The 14,822-nt window shown below is 70.3% G+C and carries 15 protein-coding genes; 12 read left to right on the top strand and 3 right to left on the bottom strand.

What is annotated here, in order from left to right; all coding sequences use genetic code 11:
- Position 1 precedes the first annotated feature (1 nt).
- The 4 genes from ACZ6S0_RS35540 to ACZ6S0_RS35525 all read left to right on the top strand — a co-directional run bounded on the left by ACZ6S0_RS35540 (position 2) and on the right by ACZ6S0_RS35525 (position 4,632).
- On the top strand, positions 2 to 2,332 hold the full coding sequence (locus tag ACZ6S0_RS35540) for a xanthine dehydrogenase family protein molybdopterin-binding subunit (RefSeq protein WP_465923712.1): 2,331 nt from the start codon (positions 2 to 4) through the stop codon (positions 2,330 to 2,332).
- Positions 2,329 to 3,258, top strand: coding sequence for an FAD binding domain-containing protein (locus tag ACZ6S0_RS35535; protein WP_465923711.1), 930 nt, complete (start codon positions 2,329 to 2,331; stop codon positions 3,256 to 3,258). The genes ACZ6S0_RS35540 and ACZ6S0_RS35535 overlap by 4 nt, the downstream gene beginning before the upstream one ends.
- A gap of 14 nt (positions 3,259 to 3,272) precedes the next feature.
- The gene (locus tag ACZ6S0_RS35530; RefSeq protein ID WP_465923710.1) at positions 3,273 to 3,740 is read left to right on the top strand and encodes a (2Fe-2S)-binding protein; all 468 of its coding nucleotides are present in this window, start codon (positions 3,273 to 3,275) and stop codon (positions 3,738 to 3,740) included.
- 235 nt (positions 3,741 to 3,975) lie between these two features.
- The gene (locus ACZ6S0_RS35525; RefSeq protein WP_465923709.1) at positions 3,976 to 4,632 is read left to right on the top strand and encodes a carbonic anhydrase; all 657 of its coding nucleotides are present in this window, start codon (positions 3,976 to 3,978) and stop codon (positions 4,630 to 4,632) included.
- 102 nt (positions 4,633 to 4,734) lie between these two features.
- Here the strand turns inward: ACZ6S0_RS35525 and ACZ6S0_RS35520 are convergent, their stop codons facing one another.
- Together ACZ6S0_RS35520 and ACZ6S0_RS35515 are read right to left on the bottom strand one after the other, a co-directional pair.
- On the bottom strand, positions 4,735 to 6,006 hold the full coding sequence (locus ACZ6S0_RS35520) for a serine hydrolase domain-containing protein (protein WP_465923708.1): 1,272 nt from the start codon (positions 6,004 to 6,006) through the stop codon (positions 4,735 to 4,737).
- Between the two features lie 173 nt (positions 6,007 to 6,179).
- Entirely contained in the window at positions 6,180 to 7,967 is a 1,788-nt protein-coding gene (locus ACZ6S0_RS35515) for a bifunctional metallophosphatase/5'-nucleotidase (RefSeq protein ID WP_465923707.1), read from the bottom strand.
- Between the two features lie 145 nt (positions 7,968 to 8,112).
- Between ACZ6S0_RS35515 and ACZ6S0_RS35510 the strand changes: the two genes are divergently transcribed.
- Positions 8,113 to 8,793, top strand: coding sequence for a hypothetical protein (locus ACZ6S0_RS35510; RefSeq protein ID WP_465923706.1), 681 nt, complete (start codon positions 8,113 to 8,115; stop codon positions 8,791 to 8,793).
- A gap of 22 nt (positions 8,794 to 8,815) precedes the next feature.
- Here the strand turns inward: ACZ6S0_RS35510 and ACZ6S0_RS35505 are convergent, their stop codons facing one another.
- On the bottom strand, positions 8,816 to 9,739 hold the full coding sequence (locus tag ACZ6S0_RS35505) for a LysR family transcriptional regulator (protein ID WP_465923705.1): 924 nt from the start codon (positions 9,737 to 9,739) through the stop codon (positions 8,816 to 8,818).
- A gap of 207 nt (positions 9,740 to 9,946) precedes the next feature.
- Between ACZ6S0_RS35505 and ACZ6S0_RS35500 the strand changes: the two genes are divergently transcribed.
- From ACZ6S0_RS35500 to ACZ6S0_RS35470, 7 genes are all read left to right on the top strand, one after another.
- Positions 9,947 to 10,324, top strand: coding sequence for a YbaB/EbfC family nucleoid-associated protein (locus ACZ6S0_RS35500; RefSeq protein ID WP_465923704.1), 378 nt, complete (start codon positions 9,947 to 9,949; stop codon positions 10,322 to 10,324).
- 58 nt (positions 10,325 to 10,382) lie between these two features.
- A complete protein-coding gene (locus ACZ6S0_RS35495) occupies positions 10,383 to 10,721 on the top strand; it encodes a hypothetical protein (RefSeq protein WP_465923703.1) in 339 nt (112 codons plus the stop codon).
- A complete protein-coding gene (locus tag ACZ6S0_RS35490; protein WP_465923702.1) occupies positions 10,718 to 11,890 on the top strand; it encodes a hypothetical protein in 1,173 nt (390 codons plus the stop codon). Before ACZ6S0_RS35495 ends, ACZ6S0_RS35490 begins: the two co-directional genes overlap by 4 nt.
- Before the next feature lie 108 nt (positions 11,891 to 11,998).
- Entirely contained in the window at positions 11,999 to 12,571 is a 573-nt protein-coding gene (locus tag ACZ6S0_RS35485) for an RNA polymerase sigma factor (protein WP_465923701.1), read from the top strand.
- On the top strand, positions 12,568 to 13,146 hold the full coding sequence (locus ACZ6S0_RS35480; protein WP_465923700.1) for a hypothetical protein: 579 nt from the start codon (positions 12,568 to 12,570) through the stop codon (positions 13,144 to 13,146). The genes ACZ6S0_RS35485 and ACZ6S0_RS35480 overlap by 4 nt, the downstream gene beginning before the upstream one ends.
- A 210-nt stretch (positions 13,147 to 13,356) precedes the next feature.
- On the top strand, positions 13,357 to 13,689 hold the full coding sequence (locus tag ACZ6S0_RS35475) for a hypothetical protein (RefSeq protein ID WP_465923699.1): 333 nt from the start codon (positions 13,357 to 13,359) through the stop codon (positions 13,687 to 13,689).
- A 273-nt stretch (positions 13,690 to 13,962) separates the two neighbouring features.
- The gene (locus ACZ6S0_RS35470; protein ID WP_465923698.1) at positions 13,963 to 14,808 is read left to right on the top strand and encodes an endonuclease/exonuclease/phosphatase family protein; all 846 of its coding nucleotides are present in this window, start codon (positions 13,963 to 13,965) and stop codon (positions 14,806 to 14,808) included.
- The last annotated feature ends 14 nt before the right edge of the window (positions 14,809 to 14,822 follow it).

Below are 14,822 nucleotides of genomic sequence, written 5' to 3'. Positions count from 1 at the left end.
GATGGAGCAGTGGACCCGGCGTGAGGACCGGCGGCTCCTCACCGGCCACGGTCGTTACGTCGCCGACCTGGAGGTCCCCGGCTGCCTGGACGCGGCCTTCGTCAGGAGCGGCGTCGCCCACGGCATCGTGCGGGAGGTGGACTGCGCGGCCGCCCGGGAGGTGCCCGGCGTGGTCGGGGCCTGGTCGGCGGCGGATCTGTCCGGGCTGCCCGCCTGCGCGCACGCCGCCGCGCGGCTGCGGGACCTGCCGCCGGTGCCGCGCACCCTGCTCGCGAGGTTGTCCAACGAGGAGGCCGTCGCCGGACGCGAATGGCCGGCGCTGGCGAAGGACCGGGTGCGGTACGCGGGGGAGGCCGTCGCGGTCGTCGTGGCACCGGACCGCTACCGGGCCGAGGACGGGGCCGCCGAGGTCATCGTACGGATCGATCCGCTCCCCGCCGTGGTCACGCCCGCTCAGGCGGCCGACGACTCGGTCACCCTGTTCGACGGGCTCAGCAACACCGCGTTCACGGGCGAGGCGGGGGAGCCGATCGAGGAGACGGTGTGGCAGCAGGCGGACGCCGTGGTCGAGGCCCGCTACCGTCAGCAACTCCTGCTGCCCGCGCCGATGGAGTGCCGGACCATCCTCGCCGTCCCGGAGGAGGACGGACGGCTGAGCGTGTGGTCGGGGCACCAGATGCCCTATCGGCTGCGGCGCGAACTGGCGGCGCTGCTGGAGCTGCCGGTGGACCGGATCCGCGTGGTGGTGCCCGACACCGGAGGCGCGTTCGGGTCCAAGAGCGCCACGTTCCCGGAGTTCGTCACGGTGGCCTACCTGGCGCTCACCCTCGGCCGGCCGGTCCGCTGGATCGAGGACCGCATGGAGTCGATGACGGCCGCCACCCGAGGGCGCGGCCAGGACCAGCGGATCCGGCTCGCCGCCGACGCCGACGGGCGCCTGCTCGCCTACGAGCTGCGGATCGACGCCGACGTGGGGGCCTACCCACATCTCGGGGTCGGCCTGCCCATGCAGACCGCCTGGATGGCCACCGGCCCGTACACCACGCCGCGCGTCCACGCCACCGTACGCTCGCTGCTGACCAACACGATGGTGACCTACCCGTATCGCGGCGCAGGCCGGCCGGAGGCGACGATCGCGCTGGAGCGGTCGATGGACCTGCTGGCCAGCAGGCTCGGCCTCGACCCGGCGGAGCTGCGGCGGCGCAACCTCATCCCGGCGGGGAGCTTCCCCTACCGGACGCCCACCGGCCGCTGCTACGACAGCGGCGACTACGCGACCGCCCTCGACCTGGCCCTGACGACCATCGGCTACGACACGTGGCGGGAGGAGCAGGAACGCCGCAGAGCGGACCCCGACGCGCTGCCGCTCGGCATCGGCCTGTCCTGCTACGTGGAACGCTCGGGCGGGGAGCCGGGCGGGCTGCACGACTTCGCCGGCCTCGAAGCCCACGAGGACGGCACGATCACCGCCCGCTGCGGCGCCGCGCCCAGCGGGCAGAGCCACGAGACGACCTTCCCCGCGCTCGTCGCCCACACCCTCGGCGTCGAGGAGGCCCGCGTACACCTGGTCGAGGGCGACACCGACGCGCAGCCCGACGGCCTGGGCTCGTTCGCCAGCCGGTCCGCGCAGGTGGACGGGGCCGCCCTGCACCACGCCTGCGCGCTGCTCATCGGTCTGGCGCGCGAGCGGGCGGCGGAGCTGTGGCGGACGTCGGTCGAGGAGGTGGAGTGGTCCGACGGGACGCTCCGCCTCGCCAGGGACGGCTCGTCCGCCATGGGGCTGGCCGAACTCGTCAAGGGCACCGGGCCGCTGCGGGTCGACGACCGGTTCGAGTCGGGCATGGGCTTCCCGTTCGGCGCGCACGCCGCCGTGGTCGAGGTCGATCCCGAGCTGGGCATCGTTCGCGTGTTGCGCCTGGTGGCGGTGGACGACTGCGGGGTCGCGCTCGACCCGGCCGTGGTGCGCGGGCAGACGTTCGGCTCGGCCGTCCAGGGCCTCGGCCAGGCCCTGTACGAGGGCATCCCGTACGGCGACGACGGCGTTCCCCTCCTGGCCGACGGCCTGCTCGACTATCTCCTGCCGACGGCCGCCGAGATTCCGCCCATCGAGGTCAAGGAGATCCGCACGCCGAGCCCCGTCACCCCGCTGGGGGCGAAGGGGGCAGGCGAGTCGGGCTGCATCGGCACCCCCGCGGCGATCGTCAACGCCGTGGCCGACGCGCTCCGACCGGCGGACCCCGACCTGCTGCAGATGCCGCTCACCCCGGACGTCGTCTGGCGCGCCGCCCGTGCCCAGGAACACGGCGCCTCAAAAGCGGAGGAGGCCCGGTGAAGCCCGCGGCCTTCGACTACGTCGCACCGCGTACGCTGCCCGAGACCCTGGACGCCCTCGCCGACACCGCCCGCGACGTCCGCGTCCTCGCCGGTGGGCAGAGCCTGATCCTGGAGATGCACCTGCACCGGATTCGCCCCGAGCTGGTGGTCGACATCAACGGCGTGGCCGGGCTCGACCGCCTGAGCCTGGACGGCGGCACCGTAACCGTCGGCGCCCTGGTCCGCCACGGCTTCTTCGACTCCCCGCAGGCCGTCCCCGGCGCGCTCGGCAGGCTGTGCTCGCTGGCCGCAGGGAACATCGCCCACCCGCCGATCCGCGCCCGCGGCACGATGGCGGGCAGCCTGGCCTGGGCTCACCCGGCGTCGGAGTGGTGCGGCGTCGCCCTCGCGCTCGACGCGACCGTGCAGGTGCGCAGCGCCGGGGGCACCCGGGAGATCGCGGCCCGCGACTACTTCCGCGGCCCGCTCAGGACCGCGCGCGCCCGGGACGAGCTGATCACCTCCGTACGGCTCCCGCTGCTGGGCGACGACACCGGGGTCGGCTTCGTCGAGCACCGCCGTACGCACTTCTGCTTCGCCCAGGTGGCCGTGGCCGCCGCGCTGACCATGCGCGACGGGGTGATCGAGGAGGCCAGGATCGGGCTGGTCAACTGCGCCGACCGGCCGGTACGGGCGCACGCCGCCGAACAGGCGCTGGTCGGCGTCGAGCCGGGCTCGACCGGCACCGGCCTCCGCCTGCCCGACGGCCATCCGTTCGCCCGCGCGGGGCGGATCGCCGCGGAGCGGGACGCCGCGCCCCTGCCGGAGCCGTACGCCGATCTGGAGTACCGGCGCAACGCCATCGCCGTGCTGGTCGGCCGGGCACTCCGGCAGGCGCTGGCGGACCACCGGGAGCACAGCGGGACCTCGGGCGGCCGCCCATGAAGATAATCCTCACCGTGAACGGCGAACGGCACGCACTCGACGTGGAGCCTCGGCGCGTCCTCGCCGACGTCCTGCGGGAGGACCTCCGGCTCACCGGCACGCACCTCGGCTGCGAGCAGGGCGTCTGCGGCTCCTGCACGGTGCTGGTGGACGGCGAGGCCGTCCGCGCGTGCCTCATGCTGGCCGTCCAGTGCGACGGCAGGTCGGTACGCACCGTCGAGGGCCTGTCCGCGCCCGACGGCGAGCCGCATCCGCTCCAGCGGGCCTTCTCCGCCGAGCACGCCCTGCAGTGCGGTTTCTGCACCCCGGGTTTCCTGATGGTGGCGGCGGGCGCCCTGGAGGCCGACCCGACGATCGCCGACGACCGGGAACGCATGGACGGTCTGGTCGAGTCCAACCTCTGCCGGTGCACCGGCTACGAACCCATCCGCCGCGCGATCATGCGCGCCGCGGCGGAGTACACCTCACACGCCCGGCTGTGAGCCCCCGGCCCCGCCCTCATGCTGTCTGAGCTGGCTGAACACGTTCATGACCGGGCCGAGGAAGAGCCCAGAATCTCGGGGATTATCCTCTGAATCGGCACAGATTGGGTGGGGTGCTGCGCATCACAAAGTGTGTGTACCACCTTTCTGTCAAATTTCCCGACATAGCGGTTGTAAGATCTGCGGAATACTGCATACTGCATACATGTCAAATAAGATCTTGAGTCGCCGGGTCATGTTAGGCGCCACCGGGCTGGCGGTCGGCGGGCTGCTCTTAGGCGGCGGGTCGGCACATGGCCTGACGCGGGTCCGCCGGTCCGCCACCCCCGACGAAGCCTGGGCCAAGCTCAGGGAGGGCAACCGGCGCTGGGCCGCCGATGCCGCGATCCACCCCCATCAGGACCTCGCCCGACGGGCCGAGGTCGCGCAGAAGCAGGAGCCGTACGCGGTGATCGTCTCCTGCATCGACTCCCGCGTGGGCCCGGAGATCGTCTTCGACGCGGGGCTCGGTGACGTGTTCAGCGTGCGGAGCGCCGCCCAGACGATCGACCCGCTCGTGACGGGAGCCGTCCAGTACGGGCCGGTCGAGCTGGCCACCCCCCTGATCGTGGTCCTCGGCCACCAGCGCTGCGGGGCCGTCACCGCCGCCGCGGAAGCGCTGAGCGAGGGCACCACGCTCCCCGGCGACCTCCAGCGCATCGTGGAGGCTCTGCGTCCCGCCTACAAGAGCGCCCACGGCGACGTCGACAAGATGATCAGGATCAACACCACGCAGACCGTGGCCAAGCTGAAGGACGACGAGCTGCTCGCCCCTCGCATCGCCCGCGGCCAGCTCAAGATCGTGGGTGCCTATTACTCCCTCGACACCGGGCAGGTCACCCGCCTGGTCTGACGGCACCAGTCTGACAGCACCGGTCTGACAGCGCCGATCCGAAACGGGCTGTTCGCGGCGGGCGGCTTCACCGCCGCCCGCCAGCCCGGCCCGTCCACGGTGCTACGCGCCGGTGATCAGGCGTCGTTCCAGTTCGATGATGGGCATGAGGTTCTGCAGGTCGTAGTTGCACAGGACGATGGCCGTCCAGTCCATGTCGATGTAGACGGACCAGCTCGTCGAGATGCCGCCCGCGCCGCCTCCGTGGGTGATGAGGCGCTGGTTGTTGTAGATGGGGGCGACCGGTCCGTACGCCTGGAAGCTCTCGCCGCGTACCAGGCTGCCGGAGGTGTCCTCCTTCAGGGGCTTGGCGGAGATCTTCCCGTTCACGAACAGCTCCGTGTAGGGCCGCGCGGTGAGCTTGCCCGCCTGCAGCGCGAGCGCGAAGCGGACCAGGTCGGGGGCGGTGGCGAAGCCGTTGCCGCCGCCGGTTCCCATCCAGCCGCGCGCCGAGTTGCTGCCCTGGCCGGCCTCGCCGTAGACGGAGCCCTTGTCGAGGTTGCGGACGGCGTCCACGCGCGTGCCGTCCGCCTGGTACATGTACGGATGCGCGAGGCGCTCGTCGGTCAGCCACTGGCGGCGGTTGTAGTAGCCCGAGCTCTTCATGCCGGAAGGAAGGAAGATGTTCTGGCGGACGTAGTCCTGGAACGACATGCCCGAGACCTTCGCCACCAGCTCACCGAGCAGGATGTAGCCCATGCTGCTGTACGCCTTCCTGGCGCCCGGGGTGAACTCCAGCTCGAACGTCTTCAGGTTCGTCCAGAACTCCGCCATCTGCTCCTCGTAGGAGTCGTGCACCTTCTCCGACGGCGGCTTCTCGCCCGGCCGCCGGGCGTCGCCCAGTCCGCTGGTGTGCGTGAGGAGATGGTGCACGGTGATCTGCTGGGCCATCGGCGCCGGCAGGCCGTCGATGTACTTGCTCACCAGGTCGTAGAACTTGAGCTTGCCCCGCTGCACGAGCTGCACCACGGCCAGGCCGGTGAACGGCTTGGAGGCCGAGGCCAGGGGGTAGATGGTGTCAAGCTTGTTCTGGACCTTCTTCTCCTTGTCCGCCCAGCCGTAGGCCCTGGCCAGCACCTGACGCCCGCGGTGCGCGATCAGCACGGTGCCGGAGAACTCGTCCTTGTCCGCCAGCGCCTTGATGTGCCGGTCGAGCTCACCTCCGGGGCGCAGGTCCTTCGGGATCGCGCCGGTGCCGGACGTGGCGCTCGTGTCCGCCACGGCGGTCCCCGACGCGGCCATGAGCCCGCCGGCGGCCAGCGGGACCGCGCCCAGGAAACCGAGCGCGGAACGGCGCGAAGGGGTGTCTACAGAGGAGGAATGCTGCATTGCCATGGGAATCCTTTCGCGAATAGCGATCGGCGAGGCATTCAAGCAGTCGGCCCGTTTCCTCAGCGTTTCCATCCGCACACCCACCGTCGTGCTCCGTCGAACGCGAAGATCCCCTCCGGCCCGCCGCCGTGAGCAGCGGCGGGGCCGGAGGGGATCAGGGCGCGGCGGTCACCCGGTTAGGCGCCGAGCGCGGTCACCCGGTCGAGCGCGGGCGGCGCGATCGTCTCGTTGGCCTGGAGGTAGGCGCGGAACGCCTCATAGTCGCGCGAGTTGCGCACCGCGTCGGTGAACCCGGTCAGGGCGCTGAACCCGTCGGCCCCGATCAGCGTGTACGCGAGCGCGGCCACCCGATAGGTCCGCCCGGTGTCCAGCGGGGCGTCGCCGATCCGCACGTCCGCGGGGTCGACCCGGTCGCCGACCTGCCGCGAGGCGTCGAAGGAGTAGCGGACGCCGGACGAGACGGCCAGCGGGCTGAACCGTACCGTGCCGTCGGCCTGCGTCTGCCACTGCTGCTCCAGCGCCTCTTCGAGCTGCCGGCCGGTGAGGGAGACGGTGAGCACCGGGTTGGCGTAGCCGTAGGCGGCCCAGGCTTCCCCGAACAGGACGGTTCCGTCGGCGTCCGCCGCGTTCGTCCCCTTGGCGAAGCGCAGGTCGCCGCGCAGGCTGTTGGAGCCCTTCACCGGCGCCGTGGCCACCAGCGCCAGGTCGACGGGGCCGCGGTCGGCCTGTACGGCGTCGGCGTACTCCGCGTCCGCGAGGAGGTTGCCCAGCGTGCTCTCGCCGTCGGCGGCGCGGGCCCGGGTGATGTCACCGGTGATCCGGCCGACCGGGCGCGCGTACGTCTGCGCGGCCCGGCCCTTCCAGTAGTCGACCAGCCGCACCATCGCGGGGTCGGGGGTGACGTCCCGGGTGACCGGGTGGTTCACCGAGGTGGTGGCGGAGCGGATGACGTCGCCCGTCCTCGGGTCGAGCTGGAGGTTCAGCTCGTTGATCAGACGCCCGTGGTTGGCCGCCTCCACCACCGGGCGGGGGTTGCCGGCCGGGTCCTGGATCACGCAGTTGTTGAACAGCGCGTGCCAGTGGCCGGTGATGATCGCGTCGATGTCGGGGGACGCCTGCCTGGCGAAGTCGAACACCGGCCCCGAGGGGTTGCCGCACCGGTCGTAGACGTCTCCCGCGGACCCGCCCTCGTGCACGTTGGCCACGATGGCCTCGACGCCCCGGCGCTTCAGCTCCGCCGCGTACTTGTTCGCGGTCTCCACCAGCGGCAGGTTGTCCAGCTCCGGCTGGTACGACGTGGACCCGGTGACCGTGGTCGGCGTGGTCAGGTTGATGAACCCGATCCGGACGCTCTTGCCGCCGGACACCTTCACCCGCTTGATGACGTACGGGTCGAAGATCGGCTTGGTGGAGCCCTTGCGGGTGATGTTGGCGGAGGAGAACGTGTAGTCCGCGCCGTCGAAGCGGCGGCCGGTGGAGTCGGTGAAGCAACTGTCCACGTCGACCTCGCCGAAGCAGCGGCCCTTGCCCATGTGGTCGCGCAGGAACTCCAGGGACCGGTCCAGCTCGTGGTTGCCGATCGCGGAGAACTCCACGCCGATCGCGTTGAGGAACTCGATGGTGGGCTCGTCCTGGTGGTAGGCCACCTCGGTGGGCCAGCCGCTGAAGTCGTCGCCGGTGGTGAAGGTGATCGAGTTCTGGTGGCCCTGCCGCAGGTTCTTCAGATGGGTGGCGATGTACGAGGCGCCTCCGACCACGATGGTCTTGCCCTCGGCGTCCTTCACGGTCCCGTTCGCGGTGTCGTTCATCGGCGTCAGGTAGCCGTGGAAGTCGGTGATGGACAGGAGCTGGACGTCCACGGGGCGCTGCGCGGCCGTGGCGGTGCCGGGCTGCAGGACTGTGATCGCCGACACGGCCAGGGCGGCCGAGACCGTCGCCCAGCGCCGGATGCTGCTGTACTGCATGGGTACCTTCACTTGCGTTCGCTTGTTGGCTGCGGCATTCGACCACCAGCAGGTGACGGCAGGCGGGCCGTTGATCGCCAGGAAGGTGAAGATCGGGAGAAGGCGGTCAATGACCGCCAAAGCGTACTAAGGTGATCGACTTCCTGTGAAGGTGCGTTCCTCCTTCATCGCGAACTTCATCGCGAACAAAAGCATCCAGGTGGGCGTCCAATCCTCCGTGATCAGCGTGACACTCTCCCTGGTGCTGGCCCTGTCTCCCGCGACCGCGACCGCGACCGAGATCCCGAAGAACTTCCTGCTCACCGAGCCCGAGGCCAGGCAGCGCCTGACCCCGGAGGAGGCGGCGGAAATGGGCTACGAGATCAGCGACAAGCTCACCAGGCCCCTCGAGCTGAACCCGTGCGTGCACCGCAAGGCCGTCGACCGCGGCCGGGTCGCGGCCCGTACGATCACCCGCTGGACCAGCGCCCCCAGCGGCTCCTCGGAACAGCTCGTCCTCTACCAGAACGCCCGCGCCGCCCACACGGCGTTCACCCGCCTGCTCGCCGAGGCCGGGCAGTGCGCGCGCAAGAGCGACCCCGCCTCGCCCGACCTGAAGATCCAGTGGCGGACGAGCAAGGTCAAGGTGGGGGACGAGTCCATCGGCCTGGGCTTCCAGACCAAGCAGGACGGCGACGTGAACCAGACGATCACCGGACTCGTCGCGCGCAGGGGCAGCGCCCTGATGATCTACACGACCACCGAGGGAGACTGGCGGCCCGGCGGGCTGACCAAGGACGCCAAGAAGATGGCCGCCAAGGTGTGCAAGCTGCGAGGTGTCTGCTGAACAGCCGGGTGACAGGTGTCGTCTAGGCCAGGTGCTCGCGGGCGAGCCGGTCGAGCACCTCGCGCAGGTCCAGCTCGCGGGCCAGGTCGAGTACGGCCCTGGCCATCACCGACTCCGGGCCGGTGCCGGTCATGACGAGCCCGACCAGGGGCTCGCGGGCCGCACGTTCCAGGCGGACCACCCGCATGCCCTCGGGCACGCCGAACATGTGCAGCCACGCGTGTGAGATCACGCTCGACCATCGATGCGTCGCCACGTGCGCGAACAGGGCCGAGACGGTGTCGGTCTCGATCGCCGGGACGGCCACCGCCCCGGCCGCGTGGAAGTTGGCGTCCAGGATGCGGCGGTTGCGCATCTCGGGGGTGAGCAGGCACAGCGGCAGCGCGGCGACCTCCGCCCAGCGCGCCACCGGCCGCTCCGCCAGCTCCCCGTCGGACGGGGTGAGCAGCAGGTAGCGCTCGTCGTACAGCGGGCTGGTCCGCACGTCGCCCAGCTCCTGCTCGTCGTCGATGTACGTCATCGCCATGTCGATCTCGAAGTCGGCCAGCCGCCGCTTGATCTCCCTCGACGACAACGACGTCAGCACCACCCGTACGTGCGGATACCGCTCGCAGAAGGGCGTGGTCAGCAGCGGCGCGGCGGTCAGCGCGGTGGGGATCGCCCCCATGCGCAGCGTGCCCGACAGGCCCTCGCGCATCCTGGACAGGTCCTGACGCAGCGCGTCGGCGTCGGCGAGGATGCGGTGCGCCCACAGCACCACCCGCTCACCCTCCGGGGTCAACCCGGCGAAGCGCTGCCCACGGCGGACCAGGGGCACGTCCAGCTCCCGCTCCAGCTTGCGGATCGCCGCCGACAGCGACGGCTGGGAGACATGGCAGGCCGCGGCGGCACGGGCGAAATGCCGCTCTCGTGCCAGGGCGACGAGGTACTCCAATTGACGCAACACCACGTCACAGAATGCCCGTTACGCACCCACTCCGTCCATCCCCGTCGCAGCAGGACACGCCAGGCGGCGGAGGGTGGCGGGCGGAGAACGTGCGGTGAAGCACCCATGAATATCTTGATCATTTCCCAAGGGCTCTCGGCCGCCTCTGCTTGGATCGCCTCTAGTCGAAAACAGCAGAAATTGCCTCTATGAGGGGGAGTGGCGCATATGGCAGCGGCGGAGCCGCCTGACTTCGTCGATCAGTTCACCGCTCTGCGGGAGACGGCTGTGGCGGCGAACGGCCTGGTCGAGGTGGCGGTCGACGGCACCGGCGACCTGGTCGGGCTGAACCTCGACCCGAGGGCGATGCGGCTGTCCTCGGACGAGTTGGCGGCGGCGATCAGAGAGGCGTTCGGGAAGGCTCGCGCCGCCGCGCAGGAACGGGCCATGCGGGCCGTCCCCGAGGCCCTGCGCCAGGAGACACCCGAGTTGACCGCCCTGCTCCAGGACGTCAAGTCCGATGCCCACGCCCGCATGGACGACATCCTCGTGGTCGCGAACGAGCTGACCTCGAGGCTCGACCGGCTGATGCAGCCGCGGTCGTGACCGGGCGGCCGGACGGGAACGGCGAAGCACAGGAAATGGACGGAGTAAGGGTTCCACGATGAGCGCCACGGACAGGGAACTGCGGACCGTCTACGGCACCCGGCTGGATTCGGCCGGCCGGTTGTCGGAGGCCGCCGACAATCTCGAACGCGCCCTCCAAGCCTCTCTCCATCGCGCTCTCAAAGCGGGCGCCGGCGAGCGCGACGACCTCAGCGAAGAGTTCGACGCGGAATTCGCCGAGCTGCCCGGCCTGGCGCGGGACGCGTACGCCACCACGGCCAGGCTCCTGCGCGAACGCTCGGACAAGCTCGGTCTGTCCGAGCAGACCTACGTGAGCGCCGAACAGGCCAACCTGCAGTCCGCCGGCCGCCACGTCACCACCGTGGAGGAGCGATGAGCTGGGAGTTCCCCGCCTCGCTGGAGTGGGTGCGCAGCCTCGTCGGGCCCGAGGCCGACTGGCCGGGCGACGAGATGACCCGCCTGGACGGGGCAGGCGGGTGGATGGACCAGGCCGCCGCGGGACAGGGCGCCCAGTCGCAGGCGGGGGCGGCTGTCGACGGTGTGCGGGCGTCCGGCAACACCGGCGAGGAGGTCAACGTCTTCCGGGACACCTATGGCCCCACCGAAGAGCGGATGAACGACGGCGCGGGGGCCAGCCTCCTGGCCGGCGGTGCGACGACCATCCACGTGGTGTTCAAGGTCATGTGGAAGTGGATCGTCCTCATCGCCCTCATCGTGTTGCTGATCGACCTCATCCGCCTCATCCGCGCCTACGCCGTGAACCCGGGGCTGGGCGTGGCGCTCAGCAGGATGCGCGTCCTGGCGACGCGCCAGGGGCTCAGGAAGGCCAGGAACCAGGTCAAGAAGGCCATCTCCGGCGGAGCGGTCCACCCGCTCCAGACCGCGAAGGCGATTCTGCGGGCGCAGGCGGACTATCTGCTCAACGGGGTTCACCGGGTGCTCGGTGTGTTCGCGACGGTGCCGCTGACGATCCTCAATGCGGCCGGGACCGAACGCATCGACGCCTTCGACGACAACCCGAACGCGCAGAGGGACGCCGAGCGCGTGCTGGAGCAGACCCCCGAGGGCCGGGCGGCGCTCGCCTTCGCCAGGGAACACGGGATCACCACTCTCTGGCAGAGCGGCCCCGACAAGAGCTACATCAGCGCGTCCTCCTACAACCCGACCTACAACGTCATCCAGATCGGCGGAGCCGGCATCTCCAGACCCGAGGCTCTCGCGGCGGAGTTCGTCCGCCAGGTCCAGGTCGCCGAGGACAGGTGGGACACCCAGTCGGCGTCGGGCTGGCTCTCGGCACGCGACAGCGAGGAGAAGGCGGCCAACGAGGCCGCCTATCGGATGGGCAGCCAACTCGGCTACGAGGAGGACGCCCGCAACGTCTATCTCCGGAACAACGACAACCCCGACGCGAACTACGGCGCCGATCAGTTGAACTACACGAGGGAGTGGTACGAGGAGGACAGCCCGCGGACGAACTTCCTCGACTGGGCGCCGAGGACGCTCGACGGACTGTTCAACGGCGGCCCACTCGACCTGAAGCCCTGACCCCCTCGGCCGTTCACACAGCCATCGAGCAGGCCCTGCGCGGTAATGCAGGTGAGCCCTTCGTCCAAGTACAGGGTGTAAGAACTCGACGACGAAGGGAGCTGGGCCGTGCGGCTCAGACAGGCGGCCCCTCCGGGCCCGCTAGCGGGGCCGGAGGCTTTCGAGGCCTTCTACCTGAAACACTATGACGCGGTGACGCGGTTCCTCGCCCGGCGGGTCATCGCCCCGCACGCGGTGGCGGATCTGACGGCGGAAGTGTTTCTGGCGGCGCTCCACTCACGCGACACCTACCGGCCGGGGCGGGGCAGCGAGACCGGGTGGCTGTACGGAGTGGCGCGCAACGTGCTGGCGGCCGAACGGCGGCGCAACGAGCGTGAGGCTCGCGCCATGGAGCGGGCCGCCGGCCACCGGGTTCTGGACAGCGATGACGTGGCCGAACTGACCGACCGCATCGACGCCGAGGAGCCCGCCCGGCAGGCGCTGATGGCCATAGCCCACCTGCCCGAGGGCGAAAGCGCTCTGCTCGAACTGGTGGCGATCGACCAGTTGACGGTGGCCGAGGCGGCCGAGGCGCTCGGCATCAAAGTGGGCACGGCCAGGGTCCGGCTCCACCGCGCACGCCGCGCGTTGCGGAACGTTCCCGGCGTGGCGACGGCTCTAGTTACGGAAGGACTGGGATGACGATGACGTTCAAGGACAAGCTGCTCGAAGAGCTGCGTGCTGAGGCCGCCCAGGTCACCTGGGAGCCCGTACCGGCTCGCCGATCCCGCCGGCCGCTGCTGATGGGGGCGGGGCTGGTCGCCGCGGCGGCCGCCGCGGCGGTGGTGGTGACCGCGACGCCGCTGCTGCCCGGTACCCCGGCGTTCGCGGTCGAGAGAAATCCTGACGGCACGGTCACCGTACGGATCCACGAGCTGGTCAAGTCGGAGGAGTTGGAGAGCAAGCTGGCCGAGGCGGGCGTCCAGGCCGTGATCGACTACCTCCCCGACGGCCAGACCTGTCAGCTCGACCGAGGCGAGAAGGTTCCCGCACCCGTGGACCCGCTGCAGGACACCGGGGAGTACGGGACGTTCCTGATCGACCCGAAGAGCCTGAGACCGGATGAGACGCTCGTCGTCGTGATGCACTTCAATCAGGACGATCCGAGCAAGGGCTTCGGCGGAAGCAGCGGGATCATCCGGGGGCCGGTGACGCCCTGTGTGCCGACCCCGATGGACCACGAACGCGGGCCGGACGGCGGAGGGCCCGTGTCGTAGCCGCAAGCGCGACCGGCACGAAGTCTGACCTGATCGTTTGACAGTGAGAAGGATGCGCTGACCACCCGTCGCCAGCCATTGCATAGGAAGCTTTCCTATTTAATACTGCGATCAATGCAGCGTATCGCGGTGCGCATTGCCCCAACATGCCGCCGGTGCGCGGGACGCCGCGCCCAGCCGACTCGGCAACTCACCCGTCCGGAGGTTCCCGTGACTCGTCGTGTCCTCGCCCTCCTCACCACCGTGCTCTCCTGTCTCGGAGCGTTCTCCATCTCGGCCGCGCCCGCGCAGGCGGCGATCGTGGAGGTGGTCTACAGTCCGCTCTCCCTCGGCGACTACTGCGCCGCCAACGTCAACTCCACCTCCACCATCGGCTTCTACAACGGCAGCCTGGGCTGCTACCGCTGGGGTACCGGCGGCAGCCTGACCTACATCGGCAGCGGCAGCGCCTCGGCCGCGTGCGTGTACTTCAACCCCACCTACACCTACGTCGGCTACGCCCAGGGCGTCAGCCAGGCGCTGATCTGCAGGTACTCGGTCTGACCCCCGGGTCCGGCGCCGTCCCCTCCCCGGGGCGGCGCCGGGTTCGTCCTCGTCGCGGACCACGCCTGCCGGACGCGCTTGTGCCACCAGAACGTACTTATGTCACCAGAACGTACCTGAACCGGCATATCGCTGCCGTCGAGCGGACATCTCGCCGGATCAGGATCGTGCGCGCATCGAAGATCTTCGAAAGGGACCGACATGCTCGCACGAGGTCGCGCCACCGTAGCCTCCTGCCTCTCCCGGAAGTCATGGTTCGTACCGTTCGCCGCCGTGGTCAGCGTGCTCACCGTCGCGCTGACGACGCTGACGGCCGCCGGCCCCGCGTCGGCGAGTGACGCCCGCGTCCGCGTCATGACCTACAACATCCGATACGCCTCCGACACGCCGCCCAACGCCTGGCCGGACCGGCTGCCGGTGATGAAGCGCCTCCTGCGCGAACACCGTCCGGACGTGCTCGGTGTCCAGGAGGCGCTGTGGCGCCAGATGCGGGACATCGAGGGCGCCTTCCCCGAGTACGACTGGATCGGGATGGGCCGGCAGGGCGGCACCCGGGACGAGTTCTCGGCGATCTTCTACCGCAAGGACCGTTTCGAGGTGCTCGACTTCGACCACTTCTGGCTGTCCGACACCCCGAACGTCATCGGGTCGGCCACCTGGGGCAACAACATCACCAGGATGGTGACGTGGGCGAAGTTCCGCGACCGGCGCACCGGCACGGAGTTCTACCACGTGAACACCCACTTCGACCACCAGTCGGAGAACGCCCGGGTGAAGAGCGCCGAACTGGCCCTCCAGCGGGTACGCGGCTTCGAGGCCGGCCGGCCGGTCATCTTCACCGGCGACTTCAACACGGCCGCCGAGAAGTCGCAGTCGTACACCATCCTGACCGGCGAGGACGCCTTCGCCGACACGTGGAAGACCGCGCAGCGCCGCGGCCCCGCGTACAACACCTTCGGCGCCTGGAAGGCCCCGGTGCCCGACGGTGACCGGATCGACTGGATCCTGTCGCGGGGCAACGTCGAGACGCTCTGGGCGGAGATCGACCCCTTCGAGCAGAACGGCCAGTACCCGTCCGACCACTACCCCGTGATCGCCCACGTGAAGATCGGCGCGTAGGCGCGGACGCCGCC

This window comes from Nonomuraea sp. NPDC051298 (genome assembly GCF_055586305.1).
This window is presented reverse-complemented; position numbering and strand designations above follow the sequence as displayed.